Origin of the sequence: Actinosynnema sp. NPDC050801 (genome assembly GCF_040673975.1) — a bacterium.
GTDB lineage: Bacteria > Actinomycetota > Actinomycetes > Mycobacteriales > Pseudonocardiaceae > Actinosynnema.
The window spans coordinates 1-20,445 of record NZ_JBFAQZ010000012.1 but is presented as its reverse complement, the minus strand read 5'-3'; the positions used below and the strand labels follow the sequence as shown (position 1 = coordinate 20,445).

Annotated in this window: 20 protein-coding genes and 1 pseudogene; 17 read left to right on the top strand and 4 right to left on the bottom strand. The window is 70.6% G+C overall.

The genetic code is table 11. The annotated features are described in order from the left end of the window. The first annotated feature begins 182 nt into the window (after positions 1–182). Positions 183–1,502: a HEAT repeat domain-containing protein gene (locus AB0K14_RS25315; protein WP_360455975.1), complete on the top strand. Its 1,320-nt coding sequence runs from the start codon at positions 183–185 to the stop codon at positions 1,500–1,502. Between the two features lie 26 nt (positions 1,503–1,528). Continuing rightward, positions 1,529–2,176 (top strand): DUF6073 family protein, encoded by a 648-nt coding sequence (locus AB0K14_RS25310; protein WP_360455972.1) that lies wholly within the window; start codon positions 1,529–1,531, stop codon positions 2,174–2,176. Between the two features lie 176 nt (positions 2,177–2,352). Here AB0K14_RS25310 and AB0K14_RS25305 read toward each other — a convergent pair whose 3' ends face one another. Then, positions 2,353–3,147, bottom strand: a complete 795-nt coding sequence (locus AB0K14_RS25305) for an AraC family transcriptional regulator (RefSeq protein ID WP_360455969.1) — start codon at positions 3,145–3,147, stop codon at positions 2,353–2,355. 136 nt (positions 3,148–3,283) lie between these two features. Between AB0K14_RS25305 and AB0K14_RS25300 the strand changes: the two genes are divergently transcribed. The 5 genes from AB0K14_RS25300 to AB0K14_RS25280 all read left to right on the top strand — a co-directional run bounded on the left by AB0K14_RS25300 (position 3,284) and on the right by AB0K14_RS25280 (position 9,148). Continuing rightward, entirely contained in the window at positions 3,284–3,730 is a 447-nt protein-coding gene (locus AB0K14_RS25300; protein ID WP_360455966.1) for an ester cyclase, read from the top strand. A gap of 1 nt (position 3,731) precedes the next feature. Next, positions 3,732–4,829: an FAD-dependent monooxygenase gene (locus AB0K14_RS25295; RefSeq protein WP_360455964.1), complete on the top strand. Its 1,098-nt coding sequence runs from the start codon at positions 3,732–3,734 to the stop codon at positions 4,827–4,829. Between the two features lie 65 nt (positions 4,830–4,894). Further along, positions 4,895–7,021 carry a methyltransferase gene (locus AB0K14_RS25290; protein ID WP_360455961.1) on the top strand — a complete coding sequence of 709 codons (2,127 nt, stop codon included), beginning with the start codon at positions 4,895–4,897 and terminating at the stop codon, positions 7,019–7,021. A 203-nt stretch (positions 7,022–7,224) separates the two neighbouring features. Then, positions 7,225–8,046 (top strand): SRPBCC domain-containing protein, encoded by an 822-nt coding sequence (locus AB0K14_RS25285; RefSeq protein WP_360455958.1) that lies wholly within the window; start codon positions 7,225–7,227, stop codon positions 8,044–8,046. Continuing rightward, positions 8,039–9,148: a helix-turn-helix transcriptional regulator gene (locus AB0K14_RS25280; RefSeq protein WP_360455955.1), complete on the top strand. Its 1,110-nt coding sequence runs from the start codon at positions 8,039–8,041 to the stop codon at positions 9,146–9,148. Before AB0K14_RS25285 ends, AB0K14_RS25280 begins: the two co-directional genes overlap by 8 nt. A gap of 28 nt (positions 9,149–9,176) precedes the next feature. On the opposite strand, the gene AB0K14_RS25275 is transcribed toward AB0K14_RS25280, so the two are convergent. After that, positions 9,177–10,031: an NAD(P)H-binding protein gene (locus AB0K14_RS25275; protein ID WP_360455952.1), complete on the bottom strand. Its 855-nt coding sequence runs from the start codon at positions 10,029–10,031 to the stop codon at positions 9,177–9,179. Between the two features lie 249 nt (positions 10,032–10,280). On the opposite strand from AB0K14_RS25275, the gene AB0K14_RS25270 reads away from it, so the two are divergent. The 6 genes from AB0K14_RS25270 to AB0K14_RS25245 all read left to right on the top strand — a co-directional run bounded on the left by AB0K14_RS25270 (position 10,281) and on the right by AB0K14_RS25245 (position 15,182). Further along, positions 10,281–10,658, top strand: coding sequence for a VOC family protein (locus AB0K14_RS25270; RefSeq protein ID WP_360455949.1), 378 nt, complete (start codon positions 10,281–10,283; stop codon positions 10,656–10,658). Between the two features lie 91 nt (positions 10,659–10,749). After that, on the top strand, positions 10,750–12,087 hold the full coding sequence (locus AB0K14_RS25265; protein WP_360455946.1) for a methyltransferase domain-containing protein: 1,338 nt from the start codon (positions 10,750–10,752) through the stop codon (positions 12,085–12,087). Between the two features lie 102 nt (positions 12,088–12,189). Next, positions 12,190–12,627 carry an ester cyclase gene (locus tag AB0K14_RS25260; RefSeq protein ID WP_360455943.1) on the top strand — a complete coding sequence of 146 codons (438 nt, stop codon included), beginning with the start codon at positions 12,190–12,192 and terminating at the stop codon, positions 12,625–12,627. 46 nt (positions 12,628–12,673) lie between these two features. Beyond that, on the top strand, positions 12,674–13,144 hold the full coding sequence (locus AB0K14_RS25255) for an ester cyclase (protein ID WP_360455940.1): 471 nt from the start codon (positions 12,674–12,676) through the stop codon (positions 13,142–13,144). 80 nt (positions 13,145–13,224) lie between these two features. After that, positions 13,225–13,908 carry a flavoprotein gene (locus AB0K14_RS25250; protein ID WP_360455937.1) on the top strand — a complete coding sequence of 228 codons (684 nt, stop codon included), beginning with the start codon at positions 13,225–13,227 and terminating at the stop codon, positions 13,906–13,908. Between the two features lie 8 nt (positions 13,909–13,916). Further along, complete coding sequence (locus tag AB0K14_RS25245; protein WP_360455934.1) at positions 13,917–15,182, top strand: cytochrome P450; 1,266 nt, start codon at positions 13,917–13,919, stop codon at positions 15,180–15,182. Positions 15,183–15,280: 98 nt separating this feature from the next. On the opposite strand, the gene AB0K14_RS25240 is transcribed toward AB0K14_RS25245, so the two are convergent. Next, the gene (locus tag AB0K14_RS25240) at positions 15,281–15,958 is read right to left on the bottom strand and encodes a VOC family protein (protein WP_360455931.1); all 678 of its coding nucleotides are present in this window, start codon (positions 15,956–15,958) and stop codon (positions 15,281–15,283) included. On the opposite strand from AB0K14_RS25240, the gene AB0K14_RS25235 reads away from it, so the two are divergent. From AB0K14_RS25235 to AB0K14_RS25220, 4 genes are all read left to right on the top strand, one after another. Beyond that, entirely contained in the window at positions 15,938–16,726 is a 789-nt protein-coding gene (locus AB0K14_RS25235; RefSeq protein ID WP_360455928.1) for a helix-turn-helix transcriptional regulator, read from the top strand. The two genes, AB0K14_RS25240 and AB0K14_RS25235, sit on opposite strands and share 21 nt — an antisense overlap. A gap of 87 nt (positions 16,727–16,813) precedes the next feature. Then, positions 16,814–17,395, top strand: a complete 582-nt coding sequence (locus AB0K14_RS25230; RefSeq protein WP_360455925.1) for a DUF5655 domain-containing protein — start codon at positions 16,814–16,816, stop codon at positions 17,393–17,395. Between the two features lie 92 nt (positions 17,396–17,487). Continuing rightward, positions 17,488–18,795 carry a cytochrome P450 gene (locus tag AB0K14_RS25225; protein WP_360455922.1) on the top strand — a complete coding sequence of 436 codons (1,308 nt, stop codon included), beginning with the start codon at positions 17,488–17,490 and terminating at the stop codon, positions 18,793–18,795. Positions 18,796–18,816: 21 nt separating this feature from the next. Then, positions 18,817–20,085, top strand: coding sequence for an AarF/UbiB family protein (locus AB0K14_RS25220; protein ID WP_360455919.1), 1,269 nt, complete (start codon positions 18,817–18,819; stop codon positions 20,083–20,085). Here AB0K14_RS25220 and AB0K14_RS25215 read toward each other — a convergent pair. After that, positions 20,059–20,445 (bottom strand): annotated as a pseudogene (locus AB0K14_RS25215) (daunorubicin/doxorubicin resistance ABC transporter ATP-binding protein DrrA); the annotation flags it as partial. The gene AB0K14_RS25220 and the pseudogene AB0K14_RS25215 sit on opposite strands and share 27 nt — an antisense overlap.

Here is a 20,445-nt window from a genome sequence, read left to right as displayed (position 1 = left end):
CTTGGGGCAGAACGCTATGTGAAGCGCAAGTCGCATGTAGACCCCGATCCTGCTGCCGACCTCGACAACCGGGCCACCGCCGATCGAGTGAAGCGAAGAATGAGCACATCGAAGAACTATTTCACTTTTAGGTTCTATAGCGTGTTGACGGTACAACCCACCTGACCCGGAGGGATGCCGCAATGGCTATCGACCTGTGCAACAAGTCCCCCGCCTCCTTGGCGGAGCGCGATCCCGGCGCTTGGAGCAAGGCGGTGCCCGAGGACGCCGTGCTGCTCGACGACCTGGGCACCGAACAGCGCGACGCGCTGAACTTCGCCTACCGCACCACGTTGAGCAACGTCGACCCGCGGTTCGTCGCGGGCGACCCGGCCGCCTGGGCCAGCGACTTCGGCTACGCGCTCGACCGGGTCGCGATCCGACTGGACAACCGCACCAACGACGAGCTGCGCGAGCAGGCGCTCAACCACCCGGACCCGGCCATGCGCGAGCAGGCCCTGTACGAGTACGCCGACCGCGACCACGGTGACGCGATCGAACTGCTGGAGCAGGCCGCGCTGAACGACGACGACCGCGAAGTCCGGTGGGACGCCCTGTGGGCGATCGAGAAGCTCGGCGGGCCCACGGCCGTCGCGTCGCTGCGCAAGTTCCGGACCGACGCCGACCCGGAGATCGCCGAGTGGGCGAAGCTGTTCGGCAGCGAGCTGCAGAGCGGCGACCCCTCGTTCGACGGGCGCTCGGGCAAGTTCACGCCCGGCCGGACCTTCGACGAGACGATCCACCTGCTCATCCACTGCGACCTGTACGTGCGGCTGGACGACACCAACACCCACTGGGGCAAGATCTCGCTGGCGCCGCAGGGCCTGGCGCGGATCTACGGCCAGGCGCACGCCTGCCCCAACGTGTCCACCCGCGAGAAGCAGCTGGTGATCGCCAAGACGATCTCCGGGTTGCACAAGGACGGTTCGCCGCACTGCGACAACTACCTGTTCCGCGGCTTCACCGACCGCACCCGTCGCGACCGCGGCAACTTCTTCTTCGAGTCGCTGGTGCCCCGGACGTTCTTCAAGTCCGGCCGCGCCGACGACCCGAGCGCGGGCATCCGCCAGGCCAACATCGGGTTCGCCCGCTACGGCACCTGGCACCTCGACCCGAAGTTCCAGATCCGCGAGGAGGCCGCGATCCGCTACGTGCGCGGCCGGTTCCAGGGTTGGGGTTACGTCGACCTGAAGCGCATCGCGGGCAGGTCGCTGGAGGACGTGCTGACCCCGGGCAACGGCGTGCTGTCCACGCTGCACGACCCGGAGGTCGGCCCGATGACCAACGCGTTCATCCTCGGCACGTTCAAGGGCAAGCTGAACGACTGGGACGGCGACGGCGTCATCGACATGAACTCCCGCGACGTCTACTCCACCGTGGACGGCGAGATCGACTCCGACCAGGACGGCGTCGCCGACCAGCCCGGTCTGACCTGCTGCGACCACACGACCCAACTCGTGTGACGAGTGACGAGCACGGAAAGGGGAAGATGATGACAACGTCCGCGCAGCAACCGACCGTGGTCTACGGTCGCCCGGTCACCACAGACGGCGTGCCCAACCTGTACGAGGGCACGAACGTCGTGCCGTGGACCCCGCCCGAGCGGGGCATCGACAACCTCGGCATCACCTCGGTCGACACGTTCGCCGTGCCGGGCGTCGGGGAGTACACCGTCGAGTTCGACGGCTACGTCCGCGTCGTGCGGTCGGAGCCGACGTCGAAGGAGTGGGCCAACGCCGAGGTCTACACCAACCTCATCGAGATGAAGATGGTCGGGCAGAGCGAGGAGCTCGGCGAGATCACCGTCACGCTCAACCCGGACGCCCTGTCCACCGGGCAGATCCGCACGCCGTTCGACCCGTACGCGGGCGAGGGCCCGTCGGCCAAGGCGTGCCGGATGGCCGTCGGCGCGATCTTCGACATGCCCAAGCTCGGGATGCGGCTGGTGAACAAGGAGCCGATCATCCTGACGATCGACGACGTGCGGCAGATCCCGCCGGCGGGTTCGCCCGGCAAGGGCCAGATCTACCGCATGCTGCCGCTGCACGACGAGCGCGACCTGCACGGTTCGCCGGTCGCGTACGTGACCAGCCTCCGGTTCCGGATGGGCGGCTACCTGGCCAAGGAAGCGATGTAGTCGACGAGCCGGTCGGCAGGCGGACGCGGTGAGGGGTCGGCGGGACACACCGACCTCGCACCGCATCCGCGCGCCCCGGATCGGGACGAGTGCCCACACCCCCGGGTGACCGAGAGCCACCGCACCGGGTCGGACCGAGGGGTAACGGCACCTGGCCCGACCGAGGGCCGCGTGCCCTAGGTACGACCGAGCGCCAGCAGCAGCGGGACCGCGGGGATCACCGGCGGGTCGTACGGGCGGGCGCGGTGCAGGCGGACCTCGAACGGTTCCTCCGCCCGTCCGCCGCGCACGACCACCGACGCCTCCGCCGAGCCGACGTGCTCCTGAGGGTCCGCGCACAGCGCACGCGTGATCGTGGTCCGCTCGGCCAGGCACACCGCGAACGCCTGGTACTCGCCGTCCTCCTGGACGGCGATGCCGACCCGGCGGCCGTCCGGCTCGGTGAGCGGCAGCACCGTGCACCCGACCGGCCTGCCGGACGGGATGCCCGCCGGGAACAGGCCCGTGACCAGCACGGCGGGGTGGGACGGGCCGCCGAGCACGACACCGCGCACGGCCGCGCGCGGGAACGGCGCGACCCGCGACACGTCCAGCAGGCTGCTGATCCGCCGACCGCCCACCTGCGCCACCGCACGCCGGTAGGCGCTCGGCGACACCCCGACCAGCCGGCTGAACCGGGTGGTGAACGTGCCGAGGCTGGTGTAGCCGACGCGGTCGCGGATGGCCGTCACCGACAGGTCGGTCTCGGTGAGCAGCCGCTTGGCCACGGCCATCCGGACGGCGGTCAGGAACTGCGCCGGCGTGGTGGCCGTGACCTCCCAGAAGGTGCGGCGGAAGTGCGAGGGGCTGAGCATCGCCACCGCGGCCAGCTCGGCCAGCGGGTGCGGCGCGCCCGGTTCCGCACGGATGTGGCGGACCACCCTCGTCACCGCATCGACGTGGAGTTGCGCGACCGACGAGGGAGCTGCCATGATCACGAAGCGTAGCTATATGAACTTGTATCTATAAGTGGGCAACGTGAAAGTAGCAAGACGCGAGAAGAGTGTTGTGGCGGAACGGCCCTAGCATCCGAAGGGGACGAAGGTCACGGACGAGACGGGGTGTGCCATGGCTGAGGCGGCCGGCGTGGAGGCGACGAACAAGGAGTTGTTCCGGCGGTTCGTGGAATCCATGAACAGCGGTGACTTCCAGGCCGTGCTCTCGGTGTGGTCGCCGGACATGGTGCACCACGGGCGGTTCGGCGACTACGGCCGCGACGACGTGGCCCGGTTGATGGGCGGCTTCCGCAAGGCGTTCCCGGACCTCCGGTTCCACATCGAGGACCTCGCCGCCGACGGTGAGCTGCTGTTCGCCCGGATGACGGCGACCTGCACGCACAAGGAGGGCTTCCAGGGCATCCCGGCCACCGGCAAGCAGGTGCGCGTCCAGGTGATGGGCGAGCTGCGCATCGTGGACGGCCGGATCGTCGAGCACCGCAACGTCATGGACGAGCTGCACTTCCTCAACCAGCTCGGCCTCGTGGACGACGGGCTGCTCACCGCGATCCTGGCCTGACGTGCGCGTCGCGGTGATCGGCGCGGGACCGGCCGGGCTCGCGACCGCCCTGGCCCTGCTCCGCGCGGGCGCGACGGTCCGCTGCTACGAGCGCTCCCCCGGGCTCACCGCCGAGGGCACGGGGTTGACGTTGTGGCCCAACGGGTTGGCCGCTCTGGACCGATTCCGCGCCGGTGACGCGGTGCGCTCGCGCGGCCTGGCCGCCGACGGCATCGCGATCCACGCCGCAAGCGGGCGGGCGTTGCAGGTCGTCACCTCCGACGCGATGGACTCCGTCGGCGGCAACGGCATCGCCGTGCACCGCGCGGAACTCGTCCGCGCGCTGCACGATCTGCTGCCGCCGGACACGGTCGACTTCGGGTGGGACTGCGTCGGCGCGCACACCGACGGAGAACGAGCGACGGCCACGTTCCGCGACGGCAGAACCGTCACCGTCGACCTGGTGGTGGCGGCGGACGGCGTCGGGTCGGTGGTGCGCGCGGCGTCCGGATTGGACTCGGCGCGCCGCGGCGGGTTCAGGGTGTGGCGAGCGGTCGTAGACCACCGGTTGCCGCCCTGCGCGGGCCTGCTCACGATGGGCGGCGACTCCGCCGTCGGCGTCTGGCGGCTGCCCGGCGACCGCGTGTACTGGTTCGCCTCGGCGCCGGACGGCGGCCCCCGGCCGCCAGGGCACCTGGCAGGCTGGCACGACCCGATACCGCAGCTGTTCACCGCCACGCCCACCGACCGGATCGTGGTCACCGACGTGCGCGACGCGAAGCCGCTGCCCGCGTGGAGCCGCGGCCGGATCGTGCTCGTCGGCGACGCCGCGCACCCCAGCCTGCCCAACATGGGCCAGGGCACGTCTCAGGCGTTCGAGGACGCGGCGGTGCTGGCCGACCGGGTGATGGCGGGCACCGACCTGACGGCCGCGCTCAAGTCCTATGAGGACGGTAGGCGGGACCGTGCGGACGCCGCGACGGCACAGGCACGCGCGCTCGCGCGAATGGGCGCGTGGCGCAACCCGATCGCGTGCCGGGCGCGCGAGTTCATGATCGCGGCGATGCCGACGGCGGTGCAGTTGCGGCAACTGCGCGCGTTGTTCGCGCCGCCACGCTGACCGGCCGCCGTCGACATCGCAAGCTTCGAGAAGTTACCGCCGGCCACCCGTGCCAGTCTCGGACCATGACGACGACCGGCCAGGTACCCGCCGGCGGAGCGTTCGCCGGTGTGCCAGCTCCTCCCTCCTTCGACCTCACCGCCCGTGCGGCGGCGTTCACGCCGCTCGGCGGCTCCGCCTTCCCGATGGTGCAGGACCGGTGGGAACGCCTCGTGAGCACGGTGACGATCCCCGAGCCCGCCGACCGGGTGTGGGCCGCGTTGACCGATCCAGACCACCTCCGGGAGTGGTTGGCGGTCGCGCGCGGCTCCTGGGCCGCTCGCGGCGGCGAGTCCACCTTGGACTTCGAGGACGGCGAGTTCTTCTACTGCTCCACCAGCCGCAGCACGCCACCGATCGGCCTGCAACCGGGCGTGCTGGACCACCTGTGGCGCTGGAACGGGATCGGTCCGGCGACCGCTGTCACGTGGACCGTCGTCCCCGGCGCGGACGGCACCGCGGTCACGGTCACCGAGCAGGCGACCAACCCGCCGTCGGACTGGCGGTCGTGGAACGGCATGGGGTGGCCGGGCATCCTCGACCAGCTCGCGACCTACCTGCGCACCGGCTCGAACACCCGGTGGCCGTGGCGGCGGATGGGCCCGTACCTGCAGATCCCGCTGCCGATGATGCCGTTCGAGGCCTGGGAGCTGCTGACCAGCCCGGGCGCGGTGAAGCACTGGCTGCAGCGTTCCGCCGGGTCGTTCGCGCCGGACGACGAGCTGACGCTGGTGATGGGCGACGCCAGCGGCACGGTGCGGATGCGCGTCACCAGGGTGGTCGACAGCGGCCAGGAGTTCCCCTCCTACCTGCCGCACCTGGAGTTCGAACTGCGCCGCCCGTCGTGGGAGCGGGCGTTGGGCGGCCGGATCTGGATCGAGCCCGCAGGTCTCGGCCAGAGCCTGCTCCAGGTCTTCCACTTCGACTGGGAACGGCTGGACCTGGCCGACCCGGTGACCGAGCGCAGGCTGCTCACCAACTTCTGGATCAACGCGGCCGGACGGGCGCAGATGCTGTGCGGGCCGAAGCAGGGCCCGGTCGGGCCGCACGGCTGGTCCGTCGGCGGCGGGCAGGCCGAGCAGCACGCCGAGCCTGCCTTCGACTTCGCCGCGGCGGCCGGGTTCGCCGGTCGGGTGATGGACGACCTCGGCGGCGCGATGACCGGACTGCTCGGCGCGCTGGGCGTGCGGCTGGGGTTGTTCGGCGCCCTGGCCGGCGGCCCGGCGACGGCCGGCGAGCTCGCGGCGCGCACCGAGCTGTCCGAGCGGTACGTGCGCGAGTGGTCCTGGGGCATGGCGAACGCGGGTTACCTGGAGGTCGACGACGCGGACGGCCGGTTCCGGCTGCCGGCCGCGCACGCCGCGGTGCTGGCGTTCGAGAACTCGCCGTTCCACCTCGGCGCGGGGTACGAGCTGCTCACGCCGATGGCCCGGATGGTCGAGGACGTCGCGGAGGCGTTCCGCACGGGCGAGGGCATCGCGCACGAGCGGTACCCGGACTCGTTGGCCGCCGCCATGGAACGGATGAGCGCGACCTGGTTGGACGGTCAGCTGGTCGACTCCTGGCTGCCCGCCGTGGACGGCGTGGTGGCCCGGCTCGACCGGGGTGGTGCGGCGGCCGACGTCGGCAGTGGCGGCGGTCGGGCGTTGATCGCGTTGGCGCGGAGGTTCGAGCACGCGCGGTTCGTCGGCTTCGACCTGCACGCGCCCAACGTGAAGCGGGCGGCGCAGGCCGCGGAGCAGGCCGGTGTCGGCGAGCGCGTGCGGTTCGAGAACGTCGACGCGACGACCGGGCTGTCCGGACCGCTCGACCTGGTGACGATGTTCGACGTGCTGCACGACGCGCCGGACCCGGCGGCGCTGCTGCGGGCCGCGCACGAGGCGTTGGCGCCCTCGGGCGGTGTGCTGCTGGTGCTGGAGAGCCGTGCCGCCGCGGATCCCCGGGACAACGCCGGTCCACTCGGGACGATCCTGGCCGCGACCAGCACGCTGTACTGCGTGCCGACCGCCTTGGCCGACGGTGGCCCGGCGCTGGGCACGCTGGGCCTGCCCTACCCGAGACTCGCGGAACTCGCGGCGGAGGCGGGGTTCCGCTCGGTGGTCGAGGTGCCCGTGCAGAGCCCGCAGAACTCGCTGTTCGCCTTGCGCCCCTGAGCCCGCGCCCGGAGCAGCGTCCTCTGGCGACCGAGTCGCCCGCCCGGCCGACCACCGCTGTCGGCCGGGCCGGTCGCGTTCGGTGGTGTCCGGCGGGTGCGATGTGCCGATTGTGTGGTTCGGGCTCCCCGACCTGACGAAGTCCGCACTTTCGGCGTAGATTACTTAATAAATATGTTGTGACATTTTTTGGGGAGGGCGTTGTGAGCGAGTCCGCAGTCCGGGTGCGGACGAGGGTCGAGCGGTCGGTCGAAGCGACCTGGCGCGCCCTCGTCGATCCACTGGAGGTCACCAGGTGGTTCGGCGAGCTCGAACGGCCGTGGCAGGTCGGTCGGGAGAACCGCGTCGACTTCGGCGACGGCGACTTCTTCACCGCCACGGCGGTCGAGATCGTGGACCGGCGCAGGCTCGACTTCGAGTGGAGCTTCCTCGGCCTGGGGCCGGTCGCGCGGATCCGGTGGTCGGTCACCGTGCTGCCCGACGGCACCGAGGTCGAGGTGGTCGACCGGGAACCGGACCGGACGCCGGCCGAGGTCGACCAGATGGTGGCGGGCTGGACGGACTTCTTCGAGCGGCTGGAGCGCTACCTCAGGACCGGCGAGAACACGCGGTACGGGTGGCGGGAGGACATCGACGGCTCGGTCGACCTGCCGCGGGCCGCGTTCCCCGTGCTGGAGCGCGACGAGCTGTACCGGTGGCTGCCCGTCGCGACCGACGGGTTCGAGCCGAGTTGGTTCTTCGTGGTGGACGACCAGGGCCCCCGCCGGTTCCGGCTCACCGAGTGGCGGGCCGAACCTGATCGAGTGAACTTCTCGGTCGAGGTGCCGGGCGCGCGGCGACCCACGTCGTGCACGGTCACCGTCGAGCACCTGGCGAACGCCGACCGGCTCGCGTTCAGCCACTCCGGCTGGGGCGCCACCGGCCTGCCCGACCGGCGCGCGCACGAACTGCGCCGGCGCTTCGCCGCGACCTGGACCGCCGCGCTCCGGAAGGCGGGCGACATCGCCCGGAACGGGAATGGCTGACCGCACAGCCGAGGTGCGCGGATCCTCCGCTCCTGGCAACCAGTCCACCCAAGACAGCCCTTCCGCCCACGGCGGCCACTCCGATCACGGAAGCCATTCCACGCGCGACGGCCACTCCGGCCGCGACAGCCACTCCGCCCAGCCCAACCATCCCACCCAGCGCAACCATCCCACCCGGGACGGCCACTCCCCCCACGGCAGCTACTCCACCCGCGACGGTCATTCCACCCGGGACGGCCACGCGCGCGACAGCCACCCGGCGCGAGAGAGCCATCCCGCCCGCCACGACGCGGCCGGCGCCGACCGCACCGCCATCGACCAGACCGCCGCCGTGCTCCGCTCGATCCGGTCCATCGCCGACAACGTCGGCGCCGGGCACTCGCTGCGGGCGCTCGCCCGGGAGGCGCGGTTCAGCCCGTTCCACTTCCACCGGGTGTTCCGGGAGCTCACCTCGGCGACGCCGGCGCAGTTCCTGGCGGCGGCGCGGATGCTGGAGGCCAAGCGGCTGCTCGCGAACACCTCCCTCAGCGTCACCGAGATCTGCATGCGGGTCGGTTACACCAGCCTCGGCACGTTCACCACGCAGTTCACCCGGCTCGTCGGCGTGTCACCGCGCCGGTTCCGCAAGGTCTTCGCGAAGTTCGCGGACCAGTCGTTCGCCGCCCTGGTCGAGGAGATCCGACCGGTGGTGGCCGTGCCCGCACACGTCCAGGTGACCGGCGTGGTGACCGGTGGATCACCGGCCGCGCCGGTCGTGGCGGGCCTGTTCCGCTCCGGCGTGCCGCAGGAACGGCCCGCCGCGTGCGCGATCATGGCGGCGCCCGGGCTGGCCGAGTTCGGCGGCCTCGACGACGGCGACTACCACCCGCTGGCGATGAGCTTCCACCCGCTGGCCACGGTCGCCGAGGCGCTGCTGGCCGACCGGCCCGACCGCTGCTACGTCGGCGCCGGTAGAACCCCGGTGGTCGTGCGCGACGGCGAGGACGCCGACACGGAGCCGTTCCACCTGGCACTGGGCGCCCGCCGCGCGACCGATCCCCCGCTGGTACTGGCCCTGCCGCTGCTGATCGCCGCCGAACTCCGGGCGACCGACCGCGGTTGACGGGGAGGAGCGGGTGCCGGAAGGCGGGTCAGCGGAACGCGTCGATGTTCTTGCGCGCCCACTGCTCGAACGTCGTGGCGGGGTTCCCGGTGATCTCCTCCACCGACCGGTGCACCACGCCGTGGACGCCGCTCTCGTCCGCCATGTGCCGCATGATCCCGGTGACCATCCCCTCCGGGTAGCCCTCGTTCAGCCACTCGGCCTTCGCCACGTCCGGCGGGACGTTGATGGTCTTGATCTCGCGCCCGAGGACGCCGGCCAGCACGGCCACCTGCTCCTCGATGCTGAGCGCCTCCGGACCGGACAGCGGGTACGCCTTGCCCTCGTGGCCGGACGACCGCAGCACGGTCACCGCCGTCGCGGCGATGTCCTCGGGGTCGATCGGCGCCTGCTTCACGTGCGCGAACGGCTCCCGCACGAAACCCTCGGCCTTGACCGTCTCGGCCCAGGACAGCGCGTTCGTCATGAACTGGCCGGGCCGCAGGAACGTCCACGGGATGCCCGAGTCGCGCACGGCCTGCTCGCCGTCGCGGTGGAAGCTGGTGTGCGAGTCCACGGCACCGTCGTCCTGCGTCGCGATCACCGACAGCCGCACGAGGTGCTTCACGCTGCCGCCCCGCGCCGCCTGCAACAGGTTCCGGTCGTACGTCCGGGTCTCCGGGGCGCCGAACGTCGGCAGGATCACGCACAGGCGCTCGGCACCGTCCACCGCGGGCTTCAGGGTCTCCGGGTCGGCCAGGTCGCCCTCCACCAACTCGACCTCCTCCGGCAGCCGCGCCTTCTTGGGGTCACGCGTGAGCGCCCGCACCTGCTCGCCCGCCGCGACGAGTTGGGTCACCACGTGGCTGCCCACCGGTCCGGTGGCGCCGGTCACCAAGATCATGTCGGTCCTCCTATCGCAAACAAACACGGCGAGTTCGCACGTCCTGCGGAGCGCCGAGCCTAGTGACGCTTATGGACTGAGAGTTCTTCCAGATTGCTATTTGCGTTCCCGACGGCGTTTCACACTGTGCCGTTGTGACCGTTGTGGCATCCTGTACGCGAGTGGCGACCGAATCGCGCCACGATTGTTCGGCGACCATTCGGACAGGTCACAGGTCCTCGCATCGGCGTGAATGGAGCGCGAAGAAGCATGCGGATGAACGTTGCGCAGATCGGCGTGTACGTCAGCGACCAGGACGCGGCACTGCGGTTCTACACGGAGCAGCTCGGCTTCGAGGTCCGTGACCTGCAGGAAGGCGGCGACTTCAAGTGGATCGAGGTGGCCCCGCCGGGTGCCGCCACCACGCTGTCGCTGGCCACCGCCGACTTCCCGGTCGGTGACGCGTCGAAGGTCGGGCGCTACACCGACATCGCCTTCGAGACCGACGACATCCAGGAGTTGCACAAGACCTACCGCGACCGTGGCGTGCGGTTCACCAAGGAGCCCGAGCTGCAACCGTACGGCAAGTGGTTCGCCGCATTCCTCGATCAAGACGACAACGAGTTCTTCGTATTCCAGCGCGCCTAGCCGGCGGTACCACAGAGCAATGTGAAAGAAGAAGGTGGTCGGTCCGCGTTCATAGGCTCGGTGGTCACACCCGCGCGGGGAAGGACCGAGCATGACGCGGACGACCACCTACATCGAAGAGCGCAACATGGACCTGGTGCGCGAATTCCAGGTCAAGTGCATGCACGCCCAGCGCATCGACCTCATGGGCGACTACGTGTCGCCGGACTTGAAGATCCACCTGCCGTCCGGGCTGATCGACCAGGGCGCGGAGAACGCGTTCTCCTGGTTCGCCGAGTGCACCGAGTGGTTCACCAGCACCGGCATCGAGGTCAAGATGATGATCGCGGACGGCGACACGGTGTTCCAATTGATCGAACTGCATTTCGACCACACCGGCGAGTACATGGGCGTACCGCCGACGGGCAAGCACCTCTCGGTGCCCGGCCTGGCCGCGTTCAAGGTCCGCGACGGGCGGATCACCGACCACTGGGGCCTGTACGAGATGGACGTGATCCCCCGTCAGCTCGGCCTGCCCGTGACGGGGTCGCCGTGGGACGACGTCGCCGCGCCGGAACCGGAGCGGTTCGTGCCCGCGCAGGCGGACGTGACCGCGTTCTACGACCGGTCCGGGCCGCTCATCACCACCCTCGCCGGCCGCAACTCGCACAGCGGCTACTGGACCTCCGCCGATGACGCGAGCTCGATCGCCGAGGCCACGGACGCGTTGACCGACCTGGTCATCGGCAAGCTGGGCGCCGAGGCGGGCGACCGGGTGCTCGACGTCGGTTCCGGGCTCGGCGGGCCGGCCGCCCGGCTCGCCCGCGCCACCGGCGCCCACGTGGTCGGCGTCGAGCACAGCGAGGTGCTGCTGGCGCAGGCGCGACAGTGGGTCGAGGCCTCCGGGCTCGCCGACCGGGTCGACTTCGTGCACGGCGACGTGCAGCGGGAGGTCCCGGTCGAGCCGGGTTCGTTCGACGCCGCGCTGATCATCGAGACGTTCGTGCACCTGGCCGACCGGCAGGCCGCGCTGCACCGGGTCGCCGGGGCGCTGCGGCCCGGCGGCCGGGTCGTGCTCACCGATTTCTACCAGCGGGAGCCGTTGCGCGGTGAACGCGTGATGATGAACGAGATGTTCCGCCGGGCGATGCTCAACAGCCCGTTCCCCACGCTGGCGGAGCACGTCGGGATGTTCCGCGCCGCGGGTTTGGACCCCGTCGAGATCGTGGACGTCACCGATCACGTGAACCGGTACTACGCGGAGCTCGCGCGGGCGTTGCGGGACAACGCGGCCGATCTCGGCGGCGAGTACGGCGAAGAGGGCATCGCATTCCTGGAATCCGTGTGCCGCAACTGCGTCGCCACCGGCGAGCCGAACTACCTGGTCATCACCGCCGTGCGCGCGGACGATCACGACGCGGACGGGCCCGGCGATCCGGGCCGGGCGTGATCGAATATCGGCGTAGCAATCAGAGAGAAGTATCGGACGGCCTGTTGGGCACAGGATTGGGCACGTGAGAAGAAGTCTGCGGTGCAGGAAGAGGTGACCAGCGTGGAGTCAGCGCGGACGGTGCACACCCGGGACGTGGCAACCAGGTTCTTCGAGGCGTGCAACACCCACGACCTCGATCGGATCATGGGGTTCTTCCACCCCGACATCGTGCACCACGCGCGCCTCTCCGATTATTCCAAGGAGGGAATCGCGTTCGTGTACGAGTTGACGTTGCAGGCGTTTCCCGATTTGCGCTGGACGATAGTCGAGATGATCGCCGAGGACGATCGGGTGGCCACGCTGATCCGGTACGAGGGCACGCACTCGGGTGACTACCTGGGTGTGTCGAACACCGGGAAGAAGGTCGACTTCTTCTCGATCAACATCGCCCGCGTGGTGGGTGACCAGTTCATCGAGCACCGTGGCGTGCTCGACGAACTGCACCTGCTGACCCAGATCGGCGCGCTGCCCGCGCCCTACCTCGCCCAGATGTCGTGACGAGTGCCGCGGGCACTCGCAATCCGTGAAGAAGGTGTTATCCACGATGACCCCAGTCCTGGCCGTCGAGCAACGGAACACGATCACCGCCGAGGACGTCCGCGGCGTGGTCGAAGACTTCATCCGAGCGGTCAACGACCGCGACCTGGACGCCGCCGTCGACCTGCTGGCCGCCGACGCGGTGCACCGGGGCCGGATCTCGAACTACCGCCCCGAAGGCGTCAAGGTCCTGCTGAACCTCCTGATCGGCGTGCTGCCCGACCTGCGCCTGGACGTGGTCGACATGCGCGTCGAGGGCGACCGGGCGGTGACCCGCGTCGTCGGCACCGGCACGCACACCGGTTCGTACCTGGGCAAGCGGCCGTCGGGCCGGCCGATCGCGTGGGAGTCGGTCGACATCGCCCGCGTGGGCGTGCGCGACGACGGCTCGGTGGCGATCCTCGATCGCTACTGGGACATCTACAGCGACGTCCGCGTGTGGCAGGAGATCGGTTTCATCCCCGCGATCATGTGCTGATCGCGGGCGGGGCGGGCTGACCGGCCCGCCCCGCGCCTGGCGTCACCGCCCGACCGGCGACGAGGAAGGCACCGACACCGATGCACGCGACCGAGCCGAGGGGCGCCGAGCCGAGCGAGGACGACGACTCCTACCTGCTGTGCGAACGGGTGCTGGTCGCCGTCACGGGATCACCCGCCGCACTGACCATGCCCCAGACGGTCCTGCTGATGCGCCAGTCGCTGGCGCGCGAGGTGCGGGTGATGATGTCGCGCTCCGCGTGCCGCTTCCTGCCCCCCTACACGATGAGGCTGTTCGCGGGCAGCTGGGTGCACACCGAGACGCACCGGGCGAGCGACGACGCGCTCATCCCGCACCTCGACCTGACCGCGGACATCGACCTGCTGCTGGTGATGCCGGCGACCGCGAACGCGCTCGCCAAGGCCGCGCACGGCATCTGCGACGACCTGATCTCCACCGCGATCGTCGCGAGCCCCGCGCCGGTGGTCCTGGTGCCCGCCATGAACGAGACGATGTGGCGCAGCGCCGCGGTGCGCCGCAACGTCGAGTCGGCGACCTCACTCGGCTACACCGTCGTCGACCCGACCATCGGCACCCAGCTGTCGGACCTGAACCCGGCCGTGGGTGTCATGCCCCCGCTTGAGCACATCCTCGACCAGCTGGTCGCGGTCACGAAGGGCGCCCGGGCGCGGCGTGAGCCGGTCGGTCCACTCGCGACGGCCGGCCGGCGTGCCACCGACAAGACGAGACGAGGCGCACGATGACCGCTGACGTGTCAGAACCCGCACAGTTCGACCCCTTCGGCGAGGAGATGACGAAGGACCCGCACTCGTACTACCGCCGGATGCGCGGCCAGTGCCCGGTCTTCGTCAGCGATTCCTCGTCCGACGAGTGGCTGGTGAGCGACGAGGCCGCGAAGGTCTTCGTCGTGACCACCTACGGCGACTTGGTCGACGTGCTCGAACACCCCGACCTGTACCCGTCCGGCAACAAGACCGGCCCGGAGGACCCGGTCGAGGTCACGCGGGAGCTGGAGGCGGGCATCCCCAAGGCCAAGACCCTGTACGAGTCCGACCCGCCCGGCCACACCCGGCTGCGCTCGCTGATCCAGCAGGCGTGGTCGCCCGGCCGCATCAAGGACTCCGAGCCGAACATGCGGGCCGTGGCCGACGAGGTGGTCGACGGCTTCCTCGCCGACGGGCAGGCCGACCTGTTCGCCGACTTCTCCGACCGCTACGTCAACCGGGCGATCCTCGACTTCATCGGCGTGCCGCGGGAGGACCACGACAAGATCAAGTACTGGGACGGGCTGTGGGTGAAGGTGTTCATCCCCGGCCACCCGCTGGAGGACCAGGCCGCCGCCGCGCGCGAGATCGTCGAGTACCAGCGCTACCTGGAGGCCCTGTTCGAGGACCGCCGGGCGAACCCGCGCGACGACCTGCTGTCCTCGCTCGTGCACGCCGTTACCGAGGACGGCGAGAGCCTCACCATGGGCGAGCTCGTCTGGGGCCTGATGGAGCTGTACGGCGCGGGCTACGGCAACACCACCGAGGCCATGGCCAACCTGGTCACCCTGCTGCTGGAGGAGCGGGAGCTGTGGGAGCGGCTGGTCGCCCAGCCGGACCTGGCCGAGCACGCGGTGGAGGAGGGCCTGCGCATGGACGGCCCGGTGCAGTGGCTGTCGCGCGAGGCGGCCCGTGACACCGAGCTGGCGGGCGTGGCCATCCCCAAGGGTTCCACCGTGATGGTGTCCTACGTGTCCGCCAACCGGGACCCCGCGCACTTCCCCGAGCCGGACCGGTTCGACATCGACCGGCGCGGTGTCACGACCAGCGGCGCGAAGCACGTGGCGCACGGCCGCGGCATCCACTACTGCGTGGGCGCCGGGTGGTCCCGGTCCGCGTTGCGCATCGGTCTGCGGGTGCTGCTGGAGCGCATCCCGTCGCTGCGGCTGGCGCCCGGGTTCACCGCCGAGTACCACCTGCCCGCGCCGATGATCCGGTGCGTCACCGAATTGCGCACGACGTGGGACGTGTGATCGGGGCAGTCGACCCGTGAAAAAGGCGGCGTGCCCTCCATCGGAAGGGCACGCCGCCTTTTCGTTCCGGTGGTCGCGCACCGGCGGTATCGGGGCGGTCAGCTCGCACCGGGTGCTTCGAGGAGCGCGAACTGGTTCTTGTCGTCGTCGATGAACACCGCCGTCCGACCGAACGGCATCTGCATCGGCGGCTGGGTGAACGTCACACCGCGCGAACTCAACTCCGCGTGCGTCGCCTCGATGTCGGCGGTGACGAACTGCAGGCCGGTGAACTCGCGCATCAGGTCTTCCTGGTACACCGGGTTGTCCTTCGGGAACAACACGATGGAAGTGGGCGCTCCCGCCGGCGCCACCTCGACCCACCGGATGAAGCCGAACGAATCGTCCCGGCGCAGCTCCAACCCGAGCTTCTTGGTGTAGAAATCGACCGCCCGGTCCTGGTCGGTCACGAAAATGGTCACGCTGCCCAAACCGTCGAGCACGACGACCTCCTCGGCAGAAGAATTCGTGGACTGCTCTCGGGAAAAAGCTACAAGCGATTCCCGGACGGAGTTTCTCCGAGATTGCGGTACGGGTTCGGCCGGGTCGATCGCCGAGCGGTACGCTTCGCGGGACGCGCCACCGAGAACGCCCTGGCGAGGAGGTCGCGAGTGGGAACACGGACTGGCGGTGTCGGCCGGAATGCGGCCGACGGTCGAGTCGAGGCGGTCGAACGCGCGGTGCAGCGGATGCGGGAAAATCTCAGCGACCCCCAGGTGCTGACCGATCACGCGCACGCCGGGCTGCTCAGCCCCTTTCACTTCCACCGCGTGTTCCGCGAGGTCACCTCGGCCACACCGGCGCGCTTCCTGACCGCGTTGCGCATGTCCGAGGCCCAGCGGCTGCTGATCCACTCGGGGCTGCGGGTCAGCGACATCTGCGCCAGCGTGGGTTACCTGAGCTCCGGCACGTTCACCACCCAGTTCACCCGGCTCGTCGGTGTGTCGCCGCGCGAGTTCCGGCTCGTCGTCCAGCGGCACGGCGACCGCTCGCTGGTCGACTGCGTCCCCGGCCTGCCCGACCCGGACCGCCCGACCGACCACCCCGCGGGCGACGCGCCGCACGCCGAGCCGGACACCCCGACCGGATGTCTCGACGGAGTGGTCGAGAGCGCCGCCGCGGGCATCCTGTTCGTCGGCGCGTTCACCAACGGCATCCCCCAGGGCACGCCGCTGACGTGCACCGTCATCGCCGGACCGGGCCCCGTGCGGTTGCCGCCCGCGCCCGACGGCGACCACCACGTGCTGTGCGTGCAGTTCACGCCCGGCGTGACGCTCGCCGAGTCCCTCGACCCTCGGCACTCGTGCCGCCTGGTCGGCTCGACGCCGGGCACCGTGCGGGTGCGGCGCGGCCGGGCGGCGCCGTTCCGGATCGTGCTGCGCGAGCCCCGGCCCACCGATCCGCCGATCGTGCTGGCCCTGCCCGTGCCCGCGCGCCGACCCGCCGCGCGACGGCGGGCCGCGAGCGCCCCGGTCGTACCCGCGGCCCGTCAACCGGCCGGTTGAGCGGCAGCCGGGTGAGAGTGGTGCCGTCCGCGTTGCCGTCCGTCACCGGCGTCACTAGCGTGGTGATCACCGAAAGGAGAGCACCCCATGGCGAAACGCGGCAAGCGTGAGATCCGCGGCTGGAAAGCCATGATGGACGAGGCCGCCGAGCGCTTGAAGGCGAAAACCGGTGCGTCCTTGGCTGAGTGGAACAAGAAGGTGCGCGAGGAGGACCCCTCGGGTGAACCCGCGCTGCGCAAGTGGCTGACCGAACAGGGCGTCGGCGGTTATTCACAGGACCTGCTGGTGTACGAACGCCACGGCTACCCCGAGTTCATGCTCACCGACCCGGCCGAGCTGATCGACGCCCAGTACGCCGATCGGGAACAGCTGCGCCCCATTTGCGACGCCGTGCTCGACGCGGCGTACTCGGTCGGCGACACCGTCGTGCAGGCCCGCAAGACCTACGTCTCGCTGGTCTCGCCGAAACGCACTTTCGCCATCGTGAAAGCGACCACCAAGAGCCGCGTGGACGTCGGGCTGCACCTTCCGGGGCGCAAGCCGGGCGGCCGACTGCTGTCGGCGAAGAGCCTCGACAAGGGCAACGTGCGCATCGCGCTGGAGTCACCCGACGACGTGGACGCCGAATTCAAGCGACTGCTCAAGGAGTGCTACCGCGAGAACAGCTGACCCACCGGGGCACGCGCTGTCACCGCAATCTCGGAGAAGAAGCCCGGCCGGCACCGCCGATAGCGTTCGGCTGTCCGGCGACGGAGGTTTCCATGACCGAGACGACACTCGCGGAACTGCCGACCCCACCGATGATCAAAGGCCTGCCGCTGCTCGGCAGCCTGCTTGAGTGGAAGCGCGACCACCTCGGTGTTTTCCAGCGCGGGTACCGCGAATTCGGCCCGGTGTTCGGCATCCGGCTCGGACCGCACCGCGGCGTGGTCCTGATCGGGCCGGAGCACCACGACTTCTACTTCAAGCAGGTCGACCGGACGCTGTCGGTGCCGGAGCTGTACCGGTTCGTGGTGCCCATGTTCGGCGACGTGATGATGGCCTCGACCGACGGCGACCGGCGCAGGCGGCACGTGTCGCTACTGCAGTCGGCGTTCCAGGGCGGGCGGCTGCGGCACTACACCGACGTCATGTCCGCCGAGGTCGACGCGTGGCTGGACGGGCTCGGCGACCGGGGCGAGTTCGAGCTGTGGGACACGTTCGAGCCGCTGGTGATGCGGATCGCCGCCGCCGCGCTCATGGGACCGGAGATCCACGCGCGGGTGGACGAGTTCCGGCCGCTGCTGGTCGACCTCGCCCGCGGCATGGAGTTCATCCTGCCGCCCAACCTGCCGCTGCCGAAGTTCCACCGCCGTGACCGGGCGAAGCGACTGCTCACCGGGATGCTCAGGCCGGTGCTCGCGGAACGGCGGCGCCACCCCGGGCGGTACGACGACTTCCTCCAGACCCTGGTGGACGACCCGGACCTGCGCGCGGAGGGTGCCGAGGCGCAGGTCGGCATGGCGTTGTGCACCATCTTCACCGGGTACATCACCACCGCCGCCCAGGCCGCCTGGACGTTGGTCGACCTGCTGCGCCACCCGGTCCACCGCGACTCGGTCGTGGCCGAGCTGAAGGCGGGCGGCGGGCGCGGACCGGGGCCGCTGGACCGGGCGTTCAAGGAGTCCGTGCGGCTGCACCCGGTCATGAGCCACTACGCCCGGACCAACACCGTGGACTACGAGGTCGGCGGCTACCGGGCGCCGCGCGGCTGGCAGACGATCCTGTGCCCCGGCGTCTCGCACCGGCTGCCCGAGGTGTTCACCGACCCCGAGCGCTACGACCCGGACCGGTTCGCGCCCGACCGCGCCGAGGACAAGCGCCACCCCCACGCGATGATCGGGTTCAGCGGCGGCTTCTACCGCTGCCCCGGGCAGGCGTTCGGCACCAACGAGGTCAAGGTGCTCCTCGGCGCGCTGCTGCGGGAGTACGACCTCGACCCGCTGCCCCGCACGCCGCGCCCCGACTTCGACCTCGGCGTGACCAAACCCGCATCGCCCTGCGTGATCCGCTACCGCCGCCGGCGATGACCTCGTCCAGGAGGGTTCCCCGTGACCGATGACAACCCGCGCGTGTCCACGCCGCGCCTGGTCGCCCGCTTCGCGCGGATCTTCGCGACGGTCGTGTGCGCCGCGCTGCTCGCCGTGCCGATCGTCCTGTCCGGACTCGTCACCGACGGCCGGGCGGGCGTGCGCCGCAACGGCTACCGCCTGCTGGTGCGCACGCTGCAAGCGCTCGGACCGACGTTCGTGAAGTTCGGCCAGATCTCCAGCACCCGCCGCGACACCATGCCCGCCGAGCTGTGCGAGGAGATGGGGCGGCTGCACGACCGGGTCCGCCCGCTGTCGCCGCGCCGGTCCCGCCGGGTGCTCCGGGAGGCGGGCGTCGAGGCGTTGGCCGAAGTGGACACCACGCCGCTGGCCAGTGGCAGCATCGCGTCGGTGTACCGGGGCTCGCTGCACGACGGCACGCCGGTCGCGGTGAAGGTGAAGCGGCCGGGCATCGACGCGGTGATGCGCGCCGACCTGGCGCTGCTGCAAGGCGCGGTCCGCCTCGCGCAGAAGGCGCCGAAGCTGCGCGGCATGCCGCTCGCGGACCTGGTCGGCTACATGAGCCGGGCCATCCTCGGCCAACTCGACTTCCGGCAGGAGGCGGCCAACGCACGGACCCTGCGCGAGTGCCTGGCAGGCGTGCCGGAGATCCTGGTGCCGTCCGTCTACCACGAACTGTCCACGACGGACTGCCTGGTGTTCGAGTACGTGCCCGACCTCGACGCGAACACCCCCTCGGAACTGTCACACGACACGAGGGTGCGGCTGGCGGGGCGGACGCTCACGGCGGTGCGGCAGATGTTCTTCACGCACGGATTCGTGCACTGCGACCTGCACCCCGGCAACATCTACCTGACCCGGGACGAACGGGTCGTCGTGCTCGACGCCGGGTACTGCGTGCGGCTGCCCGACCGGGTGCGCGACCTGATCGGCGAGTTCTTCATGCGGCTGGTGTTCGGCGACGGCCGCCGGTGCGGCGAGATCGTGCTGGAGAGCGCGGTGGACACCTCGTCGGTCGACCGGGAGGTGTTCCTCCAGGACATGGCCGACGTGGTCGCCGAGTTCGCCGGGCCGGGCAACCGCCTGGACATGGCGGAGTTCGGCAACGCGGTGTTCGCGGTGCAGCAGCGGCACGGCATCTACGCCGCGTCGGACTTCGCGTTCCCGCTCATGTCGCTCAACGTGCTGGACGGCACGGTGCGGCGGTTCTCGGAGGACGTGGACCTGCAGGACGTGGGCCGGTCATCCACGCCGCCGCGCGCCGCCTGACGCGCCGGCACCGTCCTGCTCCTGCTCCGCCTCTGCCGCGTGGCCGGTCAACGTCAGGAACACGTCGTCCAGCGTGGGGCGGCGCAGGCCGATGTCGAGCACGTGCACCGACTCCGCGTCGAGCAGCCGGACCGCCTCGACCAGCACCTCCGCCCCACCGCTGACCGGGACCGTCAACCGCCGCGCCCGCTCGTCCACCACGGGCTCGCCGAGCGCGACCGGCACGAGGGCCGAGCGGGCGGTGGCCGTGTCGGCCGACGAACCGACGGTGAGCTCCAGTCGTTCGCCGCCGACCTGGTCCTTCAACTCGTTCGCGGTGCCCAGGGCGATGACCTTGCCGTGGTCGATGACCGCGATCTT